Raw genomic sequence first — 24,056 nt, forward strand, 5'->3', positions numbered from 1 at the left:
CCGGACACTAGTGACGCTCCGCGTGGGAATGCCGCCTGGGACGCTCAGCGTCCCCACAGCGCCTCACGAGATACATGCCCACGCAGAGCGTGGGCACGATCATAGATACCGCTCCTGCCCGAGCACGCACCTCGATCATGGGGTGGTGGTAGCCAAGGCACGGCGCTGCCCTTAGCGCGGTATCACAGGCGCCCGCAAAACCGCTTCTGCCCAGAGGGCGTAGGAGCCTTGCTTGTAGGCGATCTGGCGCGAAGCGGCAGCAAACACGGCTAACTCGCTGTACCTGGCACCCCAAATGCGCCCGATATCGATCGTGCCCACGCTCCGCGTGGGAATGCCGCCTGGGACGCTCAGCGTCCCCACAGCACCTCACAAGATACGTGCCCACGCAGAGCGTGGGCACGATCATAGAACTCGGTGTACCTGGCACCCCAAATGCGCCCGATATCGATCGTGCCCACGCTCCGCGTGGGAATGCCGCCTGGGACGCTCAGCGTCCCTACAGCGCCTCACGAGATACATGCCCACGCGGAGCGTGGGCACGATCATAGATACCATCACTGCCAGCCAAACCTGCGCACATAAAACCCTTTCACTGCCTGCGTCAGCCCCACATACGCCAGCAGGATCAGCGGCAGGATGACGAAGTACAGCGGTGGCAGCGCCTGCAGTTTGAAGTAATGCGCCAGCGGCCCCATCGGCAGAAAAATGCCCACGGCCATGATGACCCCGGTCATCACCATCAACGGCATGGCCGCGCGGCTTTGCAGGAAAGGGATTTTCGGCGTACGGATCATGTGCACGATCAGCGTCTGGGTCAGCAGCCCCACCACAAACCAGCCGGACTGAAACAGGGTCTGATGCTCCGGCGTATTGGCGCCAAACACGTACCACATCACCGCAAAGGTGGTGATGTCGAAAATCGAGCTGATCGGTCCGAAAAACAGCATGAACCTCCCGACATCCGCCGGCTGCCAGCGCTGTGGCTTTTTCAGCAACTCCTCGTCGACGTTATCGAAGGGGATGGCGATCTGCGAAATGTCATACAGCAGGTTCTGCACCAACAGGTGCATCGGCAGCATGGGCAGAAACGGAATGAACGCACTGGCCACCAGCACCGAGAACACATTGCCGAAGTTGGAGCTGGCGGTCATCTTGATGTACTTGAGCATGTTGGCAAAGGTCCGGCGCCCTTCCAGCACGCCCTCCTCCAACACCATCAGGCTCTTTTCCAGCAGGATGATATCGGCGGCTTCCTTGGCAATGTCCACCGCGCTGTCCACGGAAATCCCGATATCGGCAGTGCGCAGTGCAGGCGCGTCGTTGATGCCATCGCCCATGAAGCCGACCACATGCCCGTTCGCCTTGAGCAGCCGCACGATGCGCTCCTTGTGCGCGGGGGTCAGCTTGGCGAATACGTTGGTAGCCTCCACCGCCAGCGCCAGTTCGGCATCGCTCATGCGCTCAATATCGCCGCCCATCAACAACCCCTGGCGTTCAAGCCCCACTTCACGGCAGATCTTCGCGGTCACCCGCTCGTTGTCACCGGTCAGCACCTTCACCGCCACGCCATGTTCAGCCAGCGCTTTCAACGCGGGCGCAGTGCTCTCCTTGGGCGGGTCGAGGAAGGCCACGTAACCGATCAGCGTTAAATCACGCTCGTCAGCCACGCCATAGGTGTCGCGTCCGGCCTCCATCGCACGGGCTGCCACGGCCACCACCCGCAGGCCTTCTTCGTTGAACCCGGCCGTGACCTGAACAATGCGTTCCAGCAATTGCGGGGTCAGCGCTTCATCGACCTCGCCGTGACGCACGCGCCGGCACACGCTCAGCACTTCTTCCAGCGCGCCCTTGCAGACCAGCAGGTGCGGATGGTCGTGCTCCTGCACCACCACCGACATGCGCCGCCGGTTAAAGTCGAACGGCACTTCATCGACCTTGCTAAAGGCCGTCCCGACCTGCAGTTCGCGGTGGATTTCCACGTGCTCCAGTACGGCGACGTCGAGCAGGTTTTTCAGGCCAGTCTGGTAATAGCTGTTCAAGTAGGCCATTTCCAGCACGTCATCGGACTCATCCCCCCACGCATCCACATGCCGGGCGAGGAAGATCTTGTCCTGGGTCAGCGTCCCGGTCTTGTCGGTGCACAGCACGTCCATAGCGCCGAAGTTCTGGATCGCATCCAAACGCTTGACGATGACTTTCTTGCGCGACAGAAACACCGCGCCCTTGGCCAGCGTCGAGGTGACGATCATCGGCAGCATTTCCGGGGTCAGGCCCACGGCGATGGACAGCGCGAACAGCAGCGCCTCCATCCAGTCACCCTTGGTAAAACCGTTGATGAACAGCACCAGCGGCGCCATGACGAACATGAAGCGGATCAGCAGCCAGCTGACCTTGTTGACCCCGGCCTGGAATGACGTCGGCGCACGGTCGGTGGCGCTGACACGCTGCGCCAGAGCACCGAAATAGGTGTGGTTGCCGGTGGCAAGGATCACCCCGGTGGCGGCACCGGAAACAACGTTGGTGCCCATGAACAGGATGTTTTCCAGGTCCAGCGGGTTGCCGCTATCGACCTCCTGACGACGGGCGAATTTCTCCACCGGCATCGACTCTCCGGTCATGGCCGCCTGGCTGACGAACAGGTCCTTGGCGCTCAATACACGGCAGTCGGCCGGGATCATGTCACCGGCAGACAACACGATAAGATCACCCGGCACCAGGTGTTTGATCGGCAATTCGACCCGCAGCGGCTTGCCGTTGCCGGCCTCCGCACCTTCAGACGCAGCGGCCCGACGCATCACCGTGGCGGTGTTGCTGACCATTGCCTTGAGCGCGTCGGCTGCTTGATTGGAGCGGGTTTCCTGCCAGAAACGCAGCAGCGTCGAGAGCACCACCATCGAGAAAATCACGGTGGCGGCCTTCATGTCTTCGGTCAGCCACGAGATAAACGCCAGCAGGGTCAGCAGCAGGTTGAACGGATTCTTGTAGCAGTGCCACAGGTGCACCCACCACGGCAGCGGTTGTTCGTGCTCGACTTCGTTGAGGCCATGGTGCTGACGCAGCGCCAGGGCCTCGTCCTCGCTCAGGCCATCGTGATGACTGCCCAGACGCGCGAGCAGTTTGGGCACTTCGCTGCTGGCGCCGCGGGTCAGGGTTTGCGCCAGTGTCGGCGGCACTTCACGGCTGACGGTGGCATCGTTGACGCTATCGAGCATCGCCAGCCGACGGAAGTGCCGGCCGAAGTGGCGAGTCCGCAGAAAGCCTGCGAAGAACTCTTTGAGGAGGGCGAGCTTCATGGCTGTGTCCCCTGGACTGAAGGGCTGACGTCAAAAAGGCCCGAGCGGGTACGGCCAGTGCCGGGCGAGCCACTCCCGCAGGAACGGCACACCACAGCTGGCCCGTGCGACCAACAGGCCGCACGCGTCCATGGCGCAAACAAACGACAACACTCGTCGCTCGTCACGCAGGTGAGGCGTCAGGGAAAGACAGGGAAACTTCATCTGGAGCCGTCCGGCTTGCCAACGGTGGCGATCTCAAGGACGCCACCGTTGGCAAGCCGCACGGCATGGGAGTTGGTTGCACTGCCGTTTCTCGCGTTAATCGGCGAGATGACGGCAGTGAAAAAGACTGCGCGTTATCGTGCCGAGTAGTGGCCGGTCATCGAAACCGGCTGACGTCTGTCACTCGAACAAGTACCCACTGTGGGTCTCCGCATTGGTTGAAAACGGGCGAAGAATACGCCCCGCTCTCATGAGAGTAAACGGCCATCACTGAGGCTGCCCAGACTATTGCGCAAGGCTTCAGGGAAGGTTCAGAAACCGCCGTTCAGTGCGCGAAATGCCCGTCTGCAGCCACACGGTTTGTCAGCACAATCCATTGCATGGGCGCCCCCAGCGGCGAATCTTATTGCCGAAGAGCTAGGCGCGAACCATTCGATTGGGCTTGCTGCTAAACTCGCACGCCCTTATTCCTGCCCCAAGGCGCCGAGCATGTCTTCTTTGAACCAGGCGCTCAGCGTCGCCCTCGACAATCGCCAATCCCTGCTCGCAACACTGCACGCCCAGGGCACCGATTGTTATCGCCTGTTCCACGGAAGTCAGGAAGGCGCGAGCGGTTTGACGGTTGACCGTTACGGCCCGCAACTGCTGGTGCAGAGTTTTCACAGCAGCCTGGACAGCGATTCGCTGCTGGCCATGCACGCTGCCATCAACGCTCGCCTGGGCCTTGGCCTGATGCTGGTCTACAACGACCGCTCCCAGGGCAATTCGCGGATCGATCGCACCGATGCCGTCCATAAGGCCGACGACGCCGCGCTGCAAGACCTGATCGGCCATGAGTGGGGCCTGAACTATCGGGTTCGGGGTCGCCATGCCGGGCAAGACCCGCTGCTGTTTCTCGACCTGCGCAACGCGCGCGGCTGGGTCAAAGACCACGCCAAAGGCAAAAGCGTGCTCAACCTGTTCGCCTACACCTGCGGCGTCGGCCTGAGCGCGGCGGCGGGTGGTGCAAGCGAGGTGTGCAATCTGGATTTCGCCGAAGGTAACCTCGCCGTGGGCCGTGAAAATGGCCAGCTGAACCCGCAATTGCCAGAGATGCAGTTCATCCAGTCCGACTACTTCCCGGCGATTCGCCAGTTGGCGGGCTTGCCGGTTGCCTCCCGGCGCGGCCACAAGCTCCCCAGCTACGCGCGCCTGGAGCAACGCCAGTTCGACCTGGTGCTGCTGGACCCTCCGGCCTGGGCCAAAAGCGCGTTCGGCACCGTGGACCTGCTGCGCGACTACCAAAGCCTGCTCAAACCGGCGCTACTGACCACGGCCGCAGACGGGGTGCTGATCTGCTGCAACAACCTGGCAAAAGTCGGCATGGACGAATGGCGCGACCAGGTGCTGCGTTGCGCAAGCAAGATCGGCCGACCGGTTCGCGACTGCCAGGTGCTTAGCCCCGGCGCCGACTTTCCGTCGATGGACCAACAACCCCCGCTCAAGACCTTGATCCTGCAGCTTTGATTGCCTATCGCAGCTGAGGGCGTTTTCCTACAGGTAATGAGGCAAGCGCCTTCGGAACCAGATTGACGTGCCATACTCAAAGGCACCTCACATCGAGAGAGTTGGCGACCTACATGCCCAAAGGATTGAAACGCGTCATCGGCGCGCTGCTGGCCATCTTCGCCCTCTACAGCCTGCTGGGATTCCTCATCCTGCCCGGCATCGCGCTGCGTGTGATCAACCAGCAGCTGGCACATTACGCCACAGTCCCGACCAAGCTGAACCGCCTTGAGCTTAACCCCTACACCCTGGAACTGACGTTGTGGGGCCTAAGCATCGGCGCTCCGGGCAAGGAGCAGATCGGTTTCGAGCGGCTCTACGCCAACTTGCAGATCGACAGCCTGTGGACCAAGGCCCTGCACCTTAAGTCGGTGGAGCTGGACAAGCCCAAAACCGAGCTGCTGTTTGCCAAGGACGGCACGCTCAACCTGGCAGGGCTGTTCAAACTGCCAGCCAGCGAACCCGCCAGGCCCGATGAACCGCCGAGCAAACCCTTCCCGCTGCGCATCGGTGAAATCAAGCTGGCCGACGGCTATGTGCATTTCCAGGACATGCGTCCCAGCGAGCCCATCGAATTTCTCTACGACACGCTCAATTTCGAGCTGAAAAACCTCAGCACCTTGCCGGAAGACAACGCCGACATGACCCTGGTCGCGGCAGGCCCTGAAGGCGGCAAGATCGACTGGGTAGGACGCATCAGTCTGATTCCGATCACGTCCGAAGGCACACTGAAAGTCACGGACGGCAAGATGAAAGTCTGGTGGCCCTATGTGCGCGACGCCTTGCCCCTGGCGCTCAAGGACGGCGTGCTCAACTTCGACACCCACTACAAGCTAAGCCTGGCCAAAGAAACCGAGCTGTTGCTAGATAAAACGTCGCTCAAGGTTGCGCCCTTTGCCCTCGACACGCCGGATGGCCGGCCCTTGGTGCGTCTGAAAAACCTCGACGTCAGCGACACCTCCATTGACCTGGCCAAGCAAGTGGTCACTGTCGGCAAGATCCGCAGTCAGGGGCTGGAAACCTGGGCTGCCCGCGAAGGCGATGGCGAGCTGGACTGGCAGAAATTGTTCGCAAGCCAGCCCTCCAAAGCCGCACAGAAAAAAGCCGAAGCCGAAAAACAGCAGCCCGCCACCGCATCCGGCGCCGAAACCACGGCGAGCCAGCAGCGGGGTGCGCCGAGCAAGCCCTGGCAGGTGCTGCTGCGCGATACCCAATTGCGCGACTACCGTGTGCACCTGACGGACAAAGTGCCCAAGGAGCCTGTGGCGCTGGAAGTCGGCCCGCTCAATCTGGACATGACCCACTTCGACAGCCTCAACAAGTCGCCTTTCAACCTCAAGCTCGACACCGGCCTGGGCAAGCAAGGCAAGCTGACGGCCGAGGGTGAGGTCAACCTCGCGCCGGTGCGCGCCAAGCTCAATGTCACCACCCGCGATATCGACCTGCGCGTGGCGCAATCCTACGTCACGCCGTTCATTCGCCTGGAAGTGCGCAGCGGCATGCTCAATACCGACCTGGCCGTGGACCTGAAAAGCACGCAGCCACTGGCGCTGGGCATCACTGGCAAGGCTCAGATCGATCAGTTGCACACCTTGGACACGCTCAAATCGCGGGATTTCGTGAAGTGGCAGCAACTCAATGTCCAAGGCCTGGACTTCCAGCTCGGTGACAGCCTGAGCATCGCCGCGATCAACATCGAGCAGCCCTATGCGCGGTTCGTCATCGCCGATGACCGCACCACCAACATCGATGACCTGCTGATCCCGCAGCCCGCCGATGGCGCCGCACCAAGCGCTTCAACAGCCTCGAAAACCGCCCCGAAATCCGCACCCACGACCAAAGCGACCGCCGATAAGCCGATGGGGATTCACATTGGCGAAGTGAACATCAATAACGGCTCGGCCAACTTCGCCGACTTCAGCCTCACGCCTAACTTCGCCACCGCCGTGCAGCAACTCAACGGCAAGATCGGCACCCTGGACAACCGCAAGGACCAACCGGCCCCGGTGAACATTCAGGGCAAGGTCGATCGCTACGCCCCGGTCACCATCAAGGGCGCGCTCAACCCATTCAACCCGCTGGCCAGCCTGGACATCGCCACCAGTTTCCGCCGCGTCGAGCTGACCACCCTGACGCCCTACTCCGGCAAATTCGCCGGTTATCGCATTCGCAAGGGCCGCTTGAACCTGGACCTGCACTACCTGATCACCAAAGGCCAGCTCAAGGCCGAAAACAAAGTGGTGGTCGAGCAGCTGCAACTGGGCGAGAAGGTCGACAGCCCGGATGCCGTGAACCTGCCGCTGAAACTGGCGGTGGCCCTGCTCAAGGACGTCGACGGCAAGATTTCCATCGAGCTGCCGGTGACTGGCGACCTGAACAACCCGCAGTTCAGCGTAATGCCGATTGTCTGGCAGACGTTGCGCAATTTGGTGGTGAAAGCCGCCGCCGCGCCGTTCAAGTTCATTGGTGGACTGGTGAGCGGCGGCGGCTCGCAAGACCTCGGTACCGTCGCCTTCGCGCCGGGCTCGGATGAATTGAGCGGCCAGGCCCAGGATTCACTCAACAAGCTGGCCGCCGCCTTGAAAGAACGCCCTGCCCTGCGCCTGGAAATCGAAGGCACCAGCGCCGAAGCCAGCGACGGGCCGCTGATTGCCCAGCAACGGCTCGAGCGCGAATACCAGAGCACCTACTACAAGATCCTGCAGCGCCGCGGCGACAAAGTCCCGGCTCAGGCAAGCGATCTGACCGTGCCGGACGAGGAAAAAGCACCGATGCTCGAAGGCATCTACCGCACCCGGCTCAAGCAGCAACCGCCGGCCGAATGGGTCGAGCTGGGCAAGGAACTGCGCCAGAACAAGCTGCGCGACGCGGTGCTCAAATCCTGGAGTTCCAGCGCCCTGTTGCTGCGCCAGTTGGGTCAGGCGCGCGCCGGAAGCATCAAGGACTATTTGGTGGATAAGGGACAATTGGCGGATGATCGGGTCTATTTCGTCGACGCATCACTCGGCAAGCCGGAAAAAGACGGCCGCGTCATCAGCCCCCTGCACCTGGACAGCGAGTAACGGATTTTGAAGAGCGTGTTAATCAAGATGATGGCCATTGTGGGGCTTGCAACAATCAATGGCCTGGCCCAGGCCGACACCTTGCGTTGTGGCAGCCAATTGATCAGCGTCGGCGACCGGATGTTCGAAGTGCAGCAGAAATGCGGCCAACCGGTCAGCCAGGACATCGTCGGGTACAAGGAAACGGTCAACCATTTCCGCCAGGTCGATCAGGTGCAGGTCCAGGAATGGGTCTACGGCCCGAACAGTGGTATGTATCAATACCTGCGGTTCGAAGGCGGGCGGCTGGTGCGGATTGACAGCAAGCGGGGGCGGTAACGATTTTAGCTGCGTGCGGGCACTTCGCTGTACTCCCGCAAAAGTGGAGATCATGACTGGCACAGGCACACGTATAAACCTGTGCGGCAAAGAACGGCAGCAAATGCTGGCACAAGGGCACTAATTCCGTTTATCGGAGTCCTACAGGGCCGCCGCGACCTAAACGGCGGACCGACCTTTGACGGAGAAGGACTCCTCCATGACCGTAGTAACCTATAGCCAGCCTGTCGATGTTTACAACCTCAATGACTGGTACAACGCCAATACCCACTTTTCCTCTGCCACCTCGTCGGCGTTCCAGCTGACCGACGGCTACCACACCCTCAACTACACCGGCTTCGCCTTCACCTACAACACCAACGGTGTGTCCGGCGGCGTGCTGACGGGCCTTGACTGGAGCGCAGGCGGGCAACCGGTGTTCAGCGTTTCGGGCATTAACACCAGCTACAACACCGTGCTCGACTACGCGCTGGCCGGGGACGAAGTCGGCATGGGCAAATTGCTGCTGCAAGGCAACGACACCTTCATCGGCTCCTACGGCAACGATGATTTCTATGGCTACAGCGGCATCGACACCTATGACGGTAACGGCGGCATCGATACGGTCTGGTACGACACCGGTAAAGACACAGCCATGATCACCGCCACCGCCTCCGGCTACAGAATCATCACCCCTGGCAAGATCGACACCCTGACCAACATCGAGCGCGTTGAATTCGGTGACGGCAGCTCGCTGGCCCTCGACGTGCAGGCCGGGCAAAACGCAGGGTCGGCTTATCGGTTGTATCAGGCTGCGTTTGATCGCAAGCCGGACACCGCCGGGCTCAAATACTGGATCGCCGAAATGGACAAGGGTCAGAGCGTTGGCCAGATCGCGCAAAGCTTCGTCAACAGCGACGAGTTCAAGGCACTCAATCCGGGCCAGGATCAGAACTCGATTCTCAACAACTACTACCTGCATGTCCTGCACCGCACTGCCGATGACGCGGGCCTGCAATACTGGAACACGCAGATGGCCAGCGGCATGAAGGCCAACGAAGTGCTGGTGTCCTTCTCGGAAAGTCAGGAAAACCTGACCAACACCAAAGCAGCCCTCGATGGCGGAATCTGGCTGAGCTGATTCCAGCGCGCCTCGCTTAAACCGGCACACGAGGGCTTCAGTCCTCGTGTCGCAGCGCCGCCTTCATTTCAAAGCCTGAATCAGGCGCACCTTCCTGTTAATATCCCGCCGCATTCGCGCCTGAACCCGGCCAATTGCCAGCCCTGCCCGGGGTCGCAGCGGGTCTCACGACGCAAGGAACGTAACTGACTTATCGGCGAAGTCGACGCTAAACGCTCGCGACAGCCAAGGACTCAACAAATGGATGTTGATGAATGACCTCCCAGACAGCAAAAAACAAAAACGCCTACACCCTGCTTGTCATGATCGCACTGGTGTTTTTCGCGCTGCTTTTAAAAAACAACGGCCTGTTTCCGTTCGTCTTCGCCGATGAATACACCTACAGCCGCTATTCCCGGCTGGAGCCGCTGTCCCACTCGTTGATCCCCGGCTACCTCTATCTGGGCGTCTACAGCCTGACCAACCATTGCGCGACCGACTTCCTGGGCTGCGCAAGACTCTTCAACGCGCTGTTCTTCGTCGGTGCGGCGCCGTTCATTTATTGGGTCGCGCGCCGTGTCACGTCTTTCAGAACGGCGCTGCTGATCACTTTTTGCGCGATGGCGGCACCCATCAACATCTACACCGCGCATTACATGCCCGAAGCGTTCTACTTCTTCAGCTTTTGGGTTTTCGTCTGGGCCCTTTCCCGCGCCCGGGTGGAGCGCTGGCAGGACTGGGCAGGCACCGGATTGGTCCTGGGTTGCAGTGCACTGGTCAAACCCCACTCCATGTTGATCGTGCCCGCGGTGCTGATTTACATCGGTTACCTGTCGGCGAGCGCCCGCGAGCGCCGCCTCGCGACCTCGCTCCGCAACATCGGCGCTTTCCTGCTTGCCGCGCTTGTCGCCAAGTTTGCGTTGAGCCTGATGCTTGCCGGCCCGACGGGGCTGACGTTCTTCGGGCCTTCCTACAACAAGATCGCCTCCTCAACCACCTCCGGCTGGGACCGTGTCATCGAGTTGGCCACCCTCGCCCTGCAAAGCCTTAACGGCCATATATTGGCACTGTGCCTGATTGTCGGGTTGCCGCTGGCTGTTGCCTTGAACCTTGGCGCATCGGCCCTCGGTGCCCATCAGCGTGTGGACGCCTCACGACGCCTGGCCATTCTCGCGGTGCTGCTGATCGCCAATCTGCTGCCCGTGGTCGCCCTGTTTTCCGCATCGGTGATTAACTCCAGCGTTTTCGAGTCGATCACACGACTGCACATGCGCTACTACGACTTCATGTTCCCGCTGCTGTGGATCGTGGTGGCCTCGCGCCTGGGCGATAACCACGCAGCCACCGCCATGAAATGGCGAGCGGTGCTGGGCACGCTGATCGTTGTCCCGACGCTTTACGCGCTCTACACCCACATGGTGCCCTACCAACCCAGCATCATCGACAGCCCCGAGCTGCGCGGCTTGACCGTCAATACCCCGACCTTCTACCTGATCGGCGCCGCAGCCTTGATTGCACTGGGTAGCTGGGTCTACTCGGCACGGTTGGGTGCCGCCTTGTTCGTTTATTGCGCCATGCCGTTGGGCGTGCTGCTTCCCAACGTGTGGGTGACCCTGGAGCAGCGAGCACATCTTGTCCCGGACGTCTACGACCGCGCGGGCCAGTTCGCCCGTGCGTACCTGACGCCCGAGCAACGCGGTCAGGTGGTCGTTATCGGCACGGACATGGGCGGCATGCTCAAGGCGTCTTTCTATATGGACAACCCCGACATCACCCACGCGCAGGTCACCGAAGACAATCACTACGACTTCAAGGGCCTTCCACTGAACAAGACATGGGTGCTCTCCATCGGCCCCTACGTGCCTTACGCTAATGGCCGGCTGCAGGTGATCATGCCGGGCTTCGCCCTTACCCATGTCGAAAACGGCCCGGATCTGGACTTGCGTCAGCCCCTGCCCGCAGCATCGGTGAGCCGCAGCGAAGGGATCTCCGCCCCCGAGAGCGGCGGCGTCTGGTCCGTCGGCCCGCAAGTGCGGCTGGATTTCACCAAGCCTTTGCCCGACCGCTTCCGCCTGCACCTGCGCGCATTGGCATTCGGCCCCAATGTCGGCCAGCGCTTCAGCGTACACGCAGGCTCCGCAGTACAGGTCCTGACGCCCACCGATCAGATGCAGGACTATGTGTTCGACATCGATAACCACCTGCGCGCCAGCAGCATTCGTATCGATGTACCGCAGCCCACCAGCCCCGCACAACTGGGCCTGAGCGCCGACGGTCGCCTGCTCGGTATCGCTCTGCAGCGTCTGTCGATCGAACCGCTGGAGCAATAGCCCGAAAGCCGCGTCATAGACGTTCAGTGAAGCGTGATCGCCCCACTGGCGTCTTTGATCGGGGCCGCGGCAAGGCAATGGCGTGCAGACGCACTAATGCTCCGAACCCCCACTCATGTTAGGCTCCGCCTCCTGATTATTCAGTGCGACCCGTCAGCCGGGTAGCCAACCTCGCCTGAACACACTCCTTTTGATAAGAGTTGCACGCATGCTTGAAGTGGAAAACGTCTGTAAAGAGTTCAAGCTCTACAGCAGACCCTGGCACCGGCTCAAGGAAATCGTCCTGCGCCGCAGTTTCCATCGCACCCATCGCGCACTGGACAACGTGACCTTCAGCGTGGCCGGCGGAGAGACGCTGGGCATTCTGGGGCGCAACGGCGCCGGCAAATCGACCCTGCTCAAGATGCTCAATGGCGTGTTGCTGCCCGACGCCGGGCACATCAGGATTTCCGGGCGGGTAACCGGCCTGCTGGAACTGGGCACCGGTTTCGACCCCAACCTCAGCGGCCTGCAGAACATCGTCGGCAACGGCCTGCTGCTGGGCATGACGCGCCAGCAGATCGACGAGCGTCGCGACGCCATTGTCGAGTTTTCCGAGCTTGGCCCGTTCATCCACGAACCGATCCGCACCTATTCGTCCGGCATGAACATGCGCCTGGCGTTTTCCATCGCAATCCATGCAGACCCCGACACCTTCCTCATCGATGAAGCCCTGTCGGTCGGTGACGGCCACTTCCAGCAGAAGTGCATGCGCCGCATCAAGGAGTTCAGGGCCAAGGGTGGCTCGATCATCTTCGTGTCCCATGACCTGAACGCCGTGAAAATGATCTGCGACCGCGCCATCGTGCTCAGCGGCGGAAAAGTGGTCGCCGATGGTCACCCCGAAGACGCGGTGAACATCTACAACCAGTTGCTTGGAGCCGACGACGAGGACTACAGCGAACGTCGCCACATCGAAGATCACGGCTACGGCTCCCGCCATGCCTACATGGAAAAGGTTGCCTTCGTCGGCGAAAACTCCCAGAGCACGGTTCTGGCCAGTGGCGACAACGGCCTGCTCGACGTGACGATTGCCGCCGACCAGGACCTGGACGACATCTCGCTGGGCCTGATGGTCCGTGACCGTTTCGGTCAGGATATCTTCGGCACCAACAGCCACTACCTCAATGTGGCGATCAGCATGAAGGCCGGCGAACGGCGCACCCTGCGCTATCGCTTCCCGATGCGCCTGGCGCCGGGCAAGTACACCATCACGCTCGCGCTGCACGACGGCGCCGATCACACCACCAACTGCTACCACTGGCACGATAACGCCATCGGTTTTGAAGTCGCCGGCATCACCGGGACCTTCTTTGGCGGCATCTGTGACCTGGCCCCTACGCTGGAACGCCTGGGCGCCCCTACCGAGACTACCGACGGAAGCGCAAGCAATGCTGATACCCAATAACCCTGACCTCGACTTCCAGGAACTCAACCGCCGAATTGAAGCAGAGGTTCAGCGTTATAAGCTGGACACCCGCGAGCGCCCGATGCCGGCATTCGACCCGTCCCCTGCGCAGGTCTTCGACCGTCCGTATGGGTGGATGGAGCTGATCCAGCTGGACGACGAGCCCCTGCTGCTGGCGGCCTACCCCAGCCTGCTGGGGCGCAAGGCCGAGCGCAGTGAAATCCAGCAAGGGCTGCACAAGCTGCGTTCCGGCTTTGATAAGTTCGAAGTGCTGGCCGCGCTGCGCTACTCGCCCGAAGGTATGGCCCACGGCACCGAAGTCCACGGCCTGCGCAAGGCCAAGCTCAAGAACACCCTGCGCCGTATCCCGGTGGTCGGCAAACTGCTGCTCAGCGCGTACGCCATGGCGTCCATCGAGCCGCGCAGCCGCTACTACGTCGCCCGCATGGACCTGCTGACCCGTCAGCACAAATTGCAGAACGACAGCCTGGCGATGCAGCGCGATCACATCGAGAACCAGGCGCGCCAGATCCAGATCCACAACGAGCACCTGGAAGAGCTTGGGCACTATGTGAACGAGCTCAACGGCTACCTCAAGGCCCAGCAGCTCGCACTCGATGGCCAGAGCCTGGCGTTGGAAAACCAGAACGCGGCCCATGCCGAGCAGACCGACTACATCAAACGCCTGGAATCGGAGCTGGACCAACAGCGCCAGATCCAGCAGGAACTGCGCGCTCGCCTGGGCCACCTGGAACGCGCGCCGCGTCCGGCAGCGGCCCCGCTCGCCGCCGATTCGAGCGTGGTCGCCACTCAACCGGCGGCGTCGAATCGGGTGCCCAGCAGCATTCCGGACAGTTTCTACCTGGCCTTCGAAAACCGCTTCCGTGGCGATGCCCTGACCATTCGTGAACGCCAGTCGTACTACCTGCCGATCCTCGAAGGCATCGCGCCGCTCAACGCCGGCTTGCCACTGGTCGACATTGGCTGCGGTCGTGGCGAATGGCTGAACATGCTGCCCGACCGCTACACGCACATCGGCATCGACCTGAACTCCATGAACGTTGAAGCCTGCCACGAGCAGGGCCTGAAGGCGATCCAGCAGGATGCCCTGGTGTGGCTGGCCGAACAGCCGGAAAACAGCGTGGCCGTGGTCTGCGCATTCCATGTGATCGAGCACCTGAGTTTCGAGCAATTCAACACCCTGCTGGACCAATGCCAGCGTGTACTGGCGCCAGGCGGCACGATCATTTTCGAAACGCCGAACCCTGAAAACATCATCAGCGCCGCGACGCACTTTCACACCGACCCGACGCACATCCACCCCCTGCCGCCGGCATTCACCGAGTTTCTGGTGGAGTTCAAGGGCTTCGAAAACGTCGAGATTCATCGCCTCAATCCGATCCCGCGCCAGTTCGCCCTCGACGAGGACAGCGAAGTTGCGCGCCGCTGTGACGCGCTGTTCTATGGCCCGCAGGATTACGCGGTCACGGCTCGCAAGGGCCAGCTATGACCCACAAGCGTATCGACCAGTTTGCAGCATCAGTGGCAGCAGGAGATGGGGTTACCAACGGTTTGCTGTTCACCCGCAGCCTGCTGCGCGACCTGGGTTTCGACTCGGACATCTACAGCTTCAACATCCCTGACCAGATGGCCGGGCAAGTGCTGCCTGCCCGCGCTTTTCATGCCTCGCAATGCGACCTGCTGATGTACCACCACTCCATGGGCCACGACCACGGCCCGTGGCTGCTGCGGCAAAACTGCAAGAAAGCCATGGTTTACCACAACATCACGCCGCCGGAGTTCTTCCCCGCCGGCGGTGGCCTGCGCCGCTACGCCGAGCTTGGCCTGGAGCAACTGCGCCAGTGGCGTGAGGAGTTCGTCCATGCGCTGGCGGTCTCCCCGCTCAACGAGAGCGAGCTGGTGCACGCAGGCTATACCCGCACCAAGACCCTGCCGCTGTTGGTCGATACCCGCCGCCTGGAAGGCACCCAAAGCCTGCCGGCGTTCATGGCCCAGCAACCGCAGGACACGCGGTTCTACCTCACGGTCGGGCGTCTGGCGGAAAACAAGCGGCAGTACCTGCTGATCGAAGCGTTCTACCACCTGTTGCAGCACCAGGACGCCGCACAGCGGCCCCCACAGCGCCTGATCATTGTCGGCGGCACCACCAGCGAGGCTTATGCCCGCGGCCTGCAGCTGCATGTGCGCAACCTGGGGCTTGAAGAAAGCGTGCTGCTGGTCGGCAAATGCTCCGAACCCGAGCTGCGCTGGCTGTACCAGAACGCCCATCAATACTGGTGCGCCAGTGCCCACGAAGGCTTCTGCATGCCGCTGCTGGAGGCGAACTATGCCTCGCTTCCCGTGGTCACACAGGCGCGCTCGAACATCCCAGACACGCTGGGAGAAGGCGGGCTGCTGCTGCACAGCGATGACCCCGTGGACTTCGCCATGGCGGCGCACGTGCTGAACACCCAACCGGGGCTTTATGAGGCCATGGTTGCGGCGGGCCATCGAAACCTGCACCGCTACGAGCGCGAAAACCTGCGCACAGCCCTGGCCACCTGGCTGACGCAGCTTGACCTGATTTCTCCAGTGAAGGAGTAAGACACCGTGCCACGCCTACTACTGACGGGAGCCAACGGCTTCGTTGGCAAAATCCTCACCGCTCGCCTGCAAACTGCCGGCTACGAAGTGGTCGCACTGGGCGGCAATGTCAGTCCTGCACTCAGCATCGCCGACCACTACCTAAGCTGCGACATCCGTGATGCAAGCGCGCTGGCCACGGCCGTTGCCGATGCCAGGCCGACGCATGTCATCCACCTGGCAGCGATTTCCCACGTGCCGACCAGCTTCAAGGAGCCGCTGCTGACGTGGCAGACCAACGTCATCGGCAGCATGAACCTGCTCGAAGCGATCCGTCAGCACGCGCCGCAGGCGTTCACGCTGTTCCCCAGCTCCTCGGAGGTCTACGGCGCGGCGTTCAAGTCGGGCATTGCGGTGAGCGAAGACACCCTGCCGCAACCGCTCAACCCCTACGCAGCCAGCAAGGTCGCGGCCGAATTCGCGTTCCGTGAATACTTCCGCCAGGGCCTGGACGGCGTGATTGCGCGCCCCTTCAACCACATTGGCGCCCAGCAAAGCCCGGATTTCGTCACCGCCTCGTTCGCCCGCCAGATCGCTTTGATCGAAGCCGGGCAACAGACGCCGGTGCTCAAGGTCGGCAACCTGGAAGCCATCCGCGACTTCCTCGACGTGCAGGATGTCTGCGACGCCTATATCCGCCTGCTCGACCTGGCAGGCCAACCGGACCACCCGCTGTGCCTGAACATCGCCAGCGGGCAGTCGCGCAAGATCCGCGAGGTGCTGGACTTGCTGCTGCAACAAAGCCAGGTGGCGATCACCGTCGAACAAGACCCCGAGCGCCTGCGCCCCTCGGACATCCCGATTGCCGCTGGCAACAACGCGCTGCTCAAGCAAACCACCGGCTGGCAGCCGGCGATTGCCCTGGAAACGACCTTGAGCCAACTGCTGGATTACTGGCGCGAGCAGGTCAAGACCCAGCCGTGAACTTCGCCGCGCGCAGCCACACAGCCGGCGGTAATGCCCTTTGCAGGACACTTTGATTCGAGTACCACAACACATGGAAATTGGCTTGGGCTGCACCGTTTGGGCCTCCGGCGAGCGCGCCGGGCACCTTGACGGCATCGGCACTTACTCACGCGCGCTGTGGCAAGGGCTTGACCATATCGCGGCCAACCAGGCGGATGTGCGCATCAAGCCGTATGCGTTCGGTCGCGACCTGCCGACGCTGGCCTGCGGTCAACCCGAACAACTGTCGCCGCGTTACCCGGTGCATGCCCTGCTCAGCGGCTTTCTCAAGCTGCCGCTGAGCAACTCCTCTGCCATCCGCAAGCGCGTGGACCTGTTCCACGCCCCGGATCACCACATCCCGCGCATTGCCCGGGTCAAGACCATCGCCAGCGTCATGGACGTCATTCCGATGCTGCACCCGGAGTGGATCAAGAACGACCTGCGCAGCCTGAAAAGCTGGCTGTTCAACGCGGCCATCCGGCAGTCGGAGCACATCATCACCATCTCCGAGTTCAGCAAACTGGACATGGTCGAGCACCTGGGCCTGCACCCTGATCGCATCAGCGTGACGCCGCTGGGGGTCGAGCCGGTGTACTTCGAGCGTGTCGACAGCCAGGTGCGCGACGCGGTATTGGCCAAGCACGGTCTCAGGCCCGGCTTCTTCCTGTTCATCGGCACGCTGCAACCGCGCAAAAACCTGCCACGCATTCTCCAGGCTTTCGAGCAGTTGCCTGCCGACGTGCGCCGGGAGCACCCGCTGGTGATCGTCGGCCGCGACGGCTGGAACAACGAAGACCTGCTGCCCAAACTGCAAAAGCTGGAACAGCGCGGCGAGGGGCGCTGGTTGAAGTACCTGCCGCAATTGGACGTCATGGCGCTGCTGCAAAGCGCGACCGCCCTGACCTTCCCCTCGTTGTACGAAGGGTTCGGCTTGCCGGTCATCGAGGCATTCGCGGCGCGCTGCCCGGTGATTGCTTCCAACAGCACGTCACTGCCTGAAGTGGCGGGCGACGCTGCCTGGCTGGTCGAACCCTACGACGTGGACAGCATCAACGCCGCCATGCAGGCGTTGCTCGACGAGCCAGCCCTGCGCGAAGAGAAGATCGAACTCGGCCTTGCCCGCGCCCGGCAATACACTTGGCACGAATGCGCCCGGCAGACGGTTGAGGTGTATCGCAAGGTGTTGGGCAGATAACAGGCGTCGCGCTCACCGCCAGCCGACACGCCGCTCTTGCGCAGCGTGCTCCCGAACACGCTCACTCAGGGACAGGGACGTCGCCTGACACGCTACGTGCGCCAGCAAGCGCGCGACCTAGCCCTCTGACAACTCGCCCGGCGTGGCCGATGTGGCCGGTCGCGAGGCATTTTCTGCAACAAATTTCCCGGTTTGTAGGCCGTTTCTTACAGCCTGATCCCTATCTTGCGCGGGACATTTCCTAGAAACTCCTACCCACTTGTGCTTCGTAATTTCGATCTCTAGGCTGCGTTGGTCGCTGAAAATCAGCGTCCGGGTTTAGCAGCCTGATCCTTACAAGTACTTGCGATACCTCCTTATGGTGGCTTTGCGCGGGGCATCTTCGGGTGCGCCGGGTGCTTGTGACCGGTCTGCTAACCCGCTGTCAAAGCCACCACCTTCATTCGTTTAGCAGCTGGTGCCGGTGGTTCCAACCCTCACAAGAGATTGAAAAAATGGTAAAAGTCACTCCCGATCCACCCGATAGATCCCTCGAAGATTCACTGGCCCATGCATCGGGCCTGCTGCGCTGTGCGATGGCAACCGCCTGTGAAAGCGCCGAGAACCACACCGGCGTCAAACGCGACCTTGCCTTCTCCGTCGTCCACCTCATCGACATGGCCAAAGCGGCAGTCGATCGATCGTTGGACCAGATCCAGTCCCCCTGAAGGATCGGCGTTCGCTGACGGGCCATGCCCTGGCTGTCGCAACGACGCAGTGCATTCCCCGAGGACGTCGAAACTGACGGAGCAGCGCAGAAGTAAAAACCCCGCTTCCTTCACAGGAAGCGGGGTTTTGTTTGACCCAAACGTTAAACGCGGATGAACGTACAGGCGCTGGCTGGCCCCTTCGCAGCCCTTGCCAGGCCGCCGGGCTCCAACCCGCCGCAGCGCCCTTCAAGCAAACACCACACTAGGTTCTGTACGAAAAGTCGGCGAGCGAAGGTCAGGCAAGGCAAAAACAGGCGAGGAAGCGGAGTCTACGTGTTGTAAATGAGCATTCTGAGCCTGTTTTTAACGCAGCATCACCGAGCGCAGCCACTTTCGTACAGAGCCTAGCGACCCGCCGCACCACACTGGGCAAACCCAGGCTTCACCCAACTGAGCAACTGCTGCATATACACCTGCCGGGACTCGGCATTGAGGTGATAGTTGGTGTCGAAAAACCGCTCTATCGGGTACATCGTGTCCAGCGGCGAGCCCACATAATTCAACCCATGGGCGCGAGCCTGCGCCGGCAGCGACCGGTAATAACGCAGCTCACGGCCCTGATGGTAGGCCGGGCGGTCGAGCATCGGCGGCGGCACGAACAGCGCGCAACCACCGGCGGCCGTCACCTCATCGGCCAAGGCCTTCCAGCTCGCCCAGTTGGCATCCCAGCGATGCGCCTGTGCGCCATAGGACTCGACCCCGGATCGCTCCACCAACTCGCGCATCCACACTTGTTGCTGGGCCGCTTCGCTGTGCACCTGATCGCCGCGCTGGTCAAGATTCTGCGGCCCGTACAGCCCGCTCACGGCAAACCCCTCGGGCAACCCGCGATACCCGCTCAGCACACGGGACAACGGCGTGAGCCACGCCACCTGAGCCAGTTGTGCCGTGTTGATGTCGATATGGCGCAAGGCTGGGTGCCCCCACCAGTAATCAAGGAATGGATAGTTGATCGCATAGCGCCCGTGAAACATCGGGTACTCCACCGGCAGCAGCACCCAGTCGCCGGGTTTGATCGCTTGCCGGGCGTAATGCTGGATGTAGGGCGCGAGCACCCCGGCGTTCACCCCGAGGTTGACCACCGGGCGCCCGACGGCCTGTTCAAGCAGGCCAGAATCGACGCCGAACATCGCCGCAGAACCGGCCACGACCACCAGTTTGGGCTGCTTGATGGCCTCGGCCAGCGCCAGCTTGTGCGCGTAGGCCTTCTCTATCCACTGGGTGGTGGGCACCGGGCGCCCGGCCTGCCCCAGCGCCAGCAGCAACCACAGCCCGACGATCAGCCCCAGCCCCAGGATCAGGCCCAGCACAAAGCGGCTCGCGAGCAAGACTGGCTTCATCATCGACCTCAGAAATTGAAATACAGGAACGCGCGGTCCGGCGCACCGGCCAGTGCCTTGAGCACCAGAAACAGCCCCACCGCCACCAGCACGCCACGCCCCAACGGCCCGAGCAACAGGCTGAACCGGCGGCTGGTCGGTGCCGTCAATGCCACTGCCAGCAAGGCCGCGCACACCACCGGCAGGCTCTTGTCGATGTGCATGGCAGCCACTTCGGTCAGCAGCGTCGCCAGGTCGAACGTCCAGTTCAAACGCCAGTCGACCAACCCTTCGAACAGGTGCAGGCTGGTGCGCAGTGAGTCGGCGCGAAACGGTATCCACGCCAGCATCACCACCAGCAGCGTCAGCGCCACCGCCAACGGCCGTGGCAACCGCCAGCTGCTCAGGTGCCGCCAATAGTGGTTGATCACCAAGAGCAGGCCATGCAGGCCGCCCCAGAGAATGAATTGCCACCCCGCGCCGTGCCACAACCCGCCCAGCAGCATGGTGATCAGCAGGTTGCCATTGGCCCGCAGCCGCCCTTTGCGGTTGCCGCCCAGCGGGATGTACAGGTAGTCACGCAGAAAACCGGACAGCGTGATGTGCCAGCGCCGCCAGAACTCGACGATAGACGCGCTTTTATACGGCGAGCGAAAGTTGACCGGCAGCCTGATCCCGAACATCAACCCCAGGCCGATGGCCATGTCGGCGTAACCGGAAAAGTCGAAATACAGCTGCAAGCCATAGCTCAACCCCGCCAGCAGCACGTCTGGCGCACTCAGCGCCGCGCCGCCCTGCGCGGCATTGAAAAGCGTCGCTACGCCTGGGGCCAGCGGGTCGGCCAGCAGCACCTTCTTGATCAGGCCCAGCGTCAGCAACGACAGCCCCAACTGCCAGGGCAGCGCCCGGCTCAGCCAGCCTCGGGCGATCTGCGGAAACAGCCAGCGCGCATGCACGATGGGGCCTGCGATCAACTGCGGGAAGAAGCACACGAAAAAGCTGTATTGCAGCACGCTGCCGGTGTCTTTCAGGCGCCCTTGATAAAGGTCAACGTGCCAGGCGATTTTCTGGAAGGTGAAGAACGAAATCCCCAGCGGCAAGATGATGTGCCAGCTGGCGGCAGACGGCAGAAAGCCGAAGAAGAAGCCTGCGTATTTGAAGTAGCCAAGCACCGCGAGGTTGAACGCCACCGCGACCGTCAGCCAGAGCTTTGCCTGCGCCGTGCCGCGTCGCCTGACCTGCAGTTTGCCCAGCACGAAGTTGATGACGATCAGCACCAGCAGCAGGCCCAGGTAGCGCCAGCTCCACATGCCGTAGAACACCAGCGAGCCGACGACCAGCATCGCCAGCGCGGCGCGCTCCAGGCGCCACACGCGCAGGGTCACGAACAGCAGGTACACCGCAGGGAAGAAGCAGAGAAGGAAGGCGTAGGAACTGAAGATCATAGGGAAGACATGTCGGGCACTGCATTGTTGTTTTCTGGCATCTACCAAACGCGGTAGCGCCGTTTGCGTAGGATCCGGCTTGCTGGCGAAACCGTGTTACAGGCGAAACAGATGCATCGGATCTACCCGCCCATTCGCCACTGTCGCACGGCTCCAGAAGCTTCCTACAGGTTCCGTGCCGACCCCGACTTGCGGGGACGACGCGATACCTGTGTTGGACGCCTCAGGTATGGCAGCAGCGAAGAGGCCCCAATCAAACCCCACGTATCGGACGTAACGAGGCATTCGCGGGCAAGCGCGTCTGTGCAGGGTCACAGGAAATCGCGAATATCCCGTTCCAGCTTGCGTCCCACGAAGATCGAGACGGCCAGCAACGCCAGTGAGAACACCACCAATAGGCCAATCGACAGCAGATGCGGCGTTTCACCGGTGATCAACGCGGCCCGATAAGCCAGCACCAGATGGTAGAACGGGTTCAACGCCACCAACTCCTGAATGAACCCCGGCAGGATGTTGGCCACGTACACGATGGGCGTCAGCCAGAACCACAGCTGCATGACCACCCCGACGATCTGCCCGATGTCGCGCATGAACACCGACAAAATCGCGCAGGTAATGCCCAGCGCGTAGGCCAGCAGTTGCTGGCACAGGAAAATCGGAATCCACCACAGCAGCGACCAGGTGAAGTGAAAGTCGATGGCGACTAGGAAAATCATGAAGAAGCCGGTCGCGATCAGGTAATGCACGGTTTCACTCAGGACCACGTACACCGGCAGGGTCCAGAGCGACATGCGCACTTTGCCGATCAGGTGGGCCTTTTCATGAAACACCTGGGTGATGCGGCTTAAGGTGGCGGCGAAACAGTTCCACGCCAGCAGGCCGCTGACCAGATACACGCTGTAGCCCCAGCGGCCCAGGTCCTGGCCGAGGCCACCCAAGCGCATGCCCATGATGTTGGAGAACACCAGGGTGAAAATAAGAATGTTGATCAGCGGCAGGATGAAGGTCCAGGCCGCGCCAAGCATCGAAGCAGAATGACGGTCGATCAGATCCTGGCGAGTGAAGTTGACGATCAGGTTCCAGTTCATTCAGACAATCCGGTACAGGGGAAAGGGGCAGAGGATACGCATTCTGCCCCTATAAAAACACCCACCGTGACGCGCAGAACAACGGCTTGCCCCAGCGCCACAGTGGGGCCTGTTACGCGACAGGTCGTGCTTGGGCAACGGCAGCCGATGAAACCTGAGTGCGGGGTGATTTCCTGAGTTTTTTGCCCAGGGAAATGGAAGGCTTTTCCACCAACAAATGGATGAGGAGCGCCAGGCCGATGACTACCACTGCGGTGATGGGCGCGACGAAGCGCAGCCGCAGGCCATGGTCGAACAGGATGCGCATAACCGAGTAACCGACCAGCGAATGCACGATGTAAAGCGGGTAACTGATGTCGGCCAGAAAATCCAGCAAACGGAAATTGCGGAAATGGTTTCGCGCCAGGTAAGCCATGCTGAAAATCAGCAGGCCATAAAGGTAGCCGGGGGCCACGATCCAAAAGATATCTGGCCAGGGAGAAGCATCCCAGCCACCCAGGAACAGCCCGAGAATCACGACGAACGAGAGAGCGAAGCGGACACGGCTAATGAGCCCGTAAAACAGGTAGTTGAACAGCACGCCGAGGAACATGAAGCTCACAAAGAGCATTTCAGTGCCCACCGCGGAGTGACCGATCTTGTTGGCGACGAAGATCAGTAGCGAGACAGCGATCAGCGGCCACACGCGGCCTGCGAGGATCAACGGCGCGATCAAGGCAGCGACCAGGTAGAACTTGAGTTCGATGGCCAGCGTCCAGTTGACCAGATCCACCGACGGCGTGCCGGTCAGGGTGTGGATCAGTAGCATGTTGCGTAGGACAGTGCCCAAATCCCACATGAAGGGGCGGCCCCAGTATTGGCAGGACAACCAAACCACCGCCATCGCCGAACCCAGGCCGATGATATAGGTGGGGTAAATGCGCAGAGCACGCGCTGCGATGAACTTGAGCCGACCGGCGTGATGCAGCGACATCGGGATGACAAAGCCGCTGATGGTGAAAAAGATTGCAACGCCCAGCACGCCGAAGTTCCAGTATGCGCCGTTGATGTACGCGCCGATCCAGGGTTGATCGCCCTCGGCGGGAGGCGCACCGGTGTAGGCGGAGACGGTGTCCTTGGCGCGCCAGAACACGCAACATAGGTGCGAGAGCACCACGAGAAGCGCGGCAATACCCCTGAGTTGATTGGCAAAAATGACCTTCGAAGTACCTTTCACGATGAATCTCCATATACATCAAACAGCAGGGCTACAGCGGCGTTCCTACAGACGGTTACTGAGCACTCGGCCTCGACGTGGCCTACGACAGGTAGACGAAAACCCGACAACAAAGTATGTAACAGAAAATGTACAGTAGGAATGGGACAGGA

16 protein-coding genes are annotated in these 24,056 nt (G+C 61.4%); 11 read left to right on the forward strand and 5 right to left on the reverse strand.

Annotated elements, in window-relative coordinates; all coding sequences use genetic code 11:
- Positions 1-557: 557 nt before the first annotated feature.
- Entirely contained in the window at positions 558-3,296 is a 2,739-nt protein-coding gene (gene mgtA, locus B3I26_RS15335; protein WP_296258780.1) for a magnesium-translocating P-type ATPase, read from the reverse strand.
- Between the two features lie 693 nt (positions 3,297-3,989).
- On the opposite strand from mgtA, the gene B3I26_RS15340 reads away from it, so the two are divergent.
- The 11 genes from B3I26_RS15340 to B3I26_RS15390 all read left to right on the forward strand — a co-directional run bounded on the left by B3I26_RS15340 (position 3,990) and on the right by B3I26_RS15390 (position 18,794).
- The gene (locus B3I26_RS15340; protein ID WP_296258782.1) at positions 3,990-5,006 is read left to right on the forward strand and encodes a class I SAM-dependent rRNA methyltransferase; all 1,017 of its coding nucleotides are present in this window, start codon (positions 3,990-3,992) and stop codon (positions 5,004-5,006) included.
- A gap of 113 nt (positions 5,007-5,119) precedes the next feature.
- Positions 5,120-8,107: a DUF748 domain-containing protein gene (locus B3I26_RS15345; RefSeq protein ID WP_296258783.1), complete on the forward strand. Its 2,988-nt coding sequence runs from the start codon at positions 5,120-5,122 to the stop codon at positions 8,105-8,107.
- Between the two features lie 27 nt (positions 8,108-8,134).
- On the forward strand, positions 8,135-8,425 hold the full coding sequence (locus B3I26_RS15350) for a DUF2845 domain-containing protein (protein WP_296258993.1): 291 nt from the start codon (positions 8,135-8,137) through the stop codon (positions 8,423-8,425).
- 199 nt (positions 8,426-8,624) lie between these two features.
- Positions 8,625-9,545: a DUF4214 domain-containing protein gene (locus B3I26_RS15355; RefSeq protein WP_296258785.1), complete on the forward strand. Its 921-nt coding sequence runs from the start codon at positions 8,625-8,627 to the stop codon at positions 9,543-9,545.
- Between the two features lie 254 nt (positions 9,546-9,799).
- The gene (locus B3I26_RS15360; protein WP_296258787.1) at positions 9,800-11,854 is read left to right on the forward strand and encodes an ArnT family glycosyltransferase; all 2,055 of its coding nucleotides are present in this window, start codon (positions 9,800-9,802) and stop codon (positions 11,852-11,854) included.
- A 208-nt stretch (positions 11,855-12,062) separates the two neighbouring features.
- The gene (locus tag B3I26_RS15365; protein WP_296258788.1) at positions 12,063-13,301 is read left to right on the forward strand and encodes an ABC transporter ATP-binding protein; all 1,239 of its coding nucleotides are present in this window, start codon (positions 12,063-12,065) and stop codon (positions 13,299-13,301) included.
- The gene (locus tag B3I26_RS15370; protein WP_296258790.1) at positions 13,285-14,811 is read left to right on the forward strand and encodes a class I SAM-dependent methyltransferase; all 1,527 of its coding nucleotides are present in this window, start codon (positions 13,285-13,287) and stop codon (positions 14,809-14,811) included. The genes B3I26_RS15365 and B3I26_RS15370 overlap by 17 nt, the downstream gene beginning before the upstream one ends.
- Complete coding sequence (locus B3I26_RS15375; RefSeq protein ID WP_296258792.1) at positions 14,808-15,905, forward strand: glycosyltransferase; 1,098 nt, start codon at positions 14,808-14,810, stop codon at positions 15,903-15,905. Before B3I26_RS15370 ends, B3I26_RS15375 begins: the two co-directional genes overlap by 4 nt.
- Positions 15,906-15,911: 6 nt before the next feature.
- Positions 15,912-16,868 (forward strand): GDP-mannose 4,6-dehydratase, encoded by a 957-nt coding sequence (locus B3I26_RS15380; RefSeq protein ID WP_296258794.1) that lies wholly within the window; start codon positions 15,912-15,914, stop codon positions 16,866-16,868.
- A 73-nt stretch (positions 16,869-16,941) separates the two neighbouring features.
- Entirely contained in the window at positions 16,942-18,087 is a 1,146-nt protein-coding gene (locus B3I26_RS15385) for a glycosyltransferase family 4 protein (protein WP_296258795.1), read from the forward strand.
- Positions 18,088-18,581: 494 nt separating this feature from the next.
- A complete protein-coding gene (locus B3I26_RS15390) occupies positions 18,582-18,794 on the forward strand; it encodes a DUF6124 family protein (RefSeq protein ID WP_296258797.1) in 213 nt (70 codons plus the stop codon).
- Between the two features lie 386 nt (positions 18,795-19,180).
- Here the strand turns inward: B3I26_RS15390 and B3I26_RS15395 are convergent, their stop codons facing one another.
- The 4 genes from B3I26_RS15395 to B3I26_RS15410 form a co-directional block, all read right to left on the reverse strand.
- On the reverse strand, positions 19,181-20,179 hold the full coding sequence (locus B3I26_RS15395) for a hypothetical protein (RefSeq protein ID WP_296258798.1): 999 nt from the start codon (positions 20,177-20,179) through the stop codon (positions 19,181-19,183).
- 5 nt (positions 20,180-20,184) lie between these two features.
- Positions 20,185-21,600 carry an MBOAT family O-acyltransferase gene (locus B3I26_RS15400; protein WP_296258799.1) on the reverse strand — a complete coding sequence of 472 codons (1,416 nt, stop codon included), beginning with the start codon at positions 21,598-21,600 and terminating at the stop codon, positions 20,185-20,187.
- A 311-nt stretch (positions 21,601-21,911) separates the two neighbouring features.
- Positions 21,912-22,688, reverse strand: a complete 777-nt coding sequence (locus tag B3I26_RS15405; RefSeq protein ID WP_296258800.1) for an ABC transporter permease — start codon at positions 22,686-22,688, stop codon at positions 21,912-21,914.
- Positions 22,689-22,800: 112 nt separating this feature from the next.
- On the reverse strand, positions 22,801-23,904 hold the full coding sequence (locus B3I26_RS15410; RefSeq protein ID WP_296258801.1) for an acyltransferase family protein: 1,104 nt from the start codon (positions 23,902-23,904) through the stop codon (positions 22,801-22,803).
- Positions 23,905-24,056: the final 152 nt, after the last annotated feature.

The sequence above is a fragment of the Pseudomonas sp. UBA5706 genome, from assembly GCF_002419965.1.
GTDB lineage: Bacteria > Pseudomonadota > Gammaproteobacteria > Pseudomonadales > Pseudomonadaceae > Aquipseudomonas.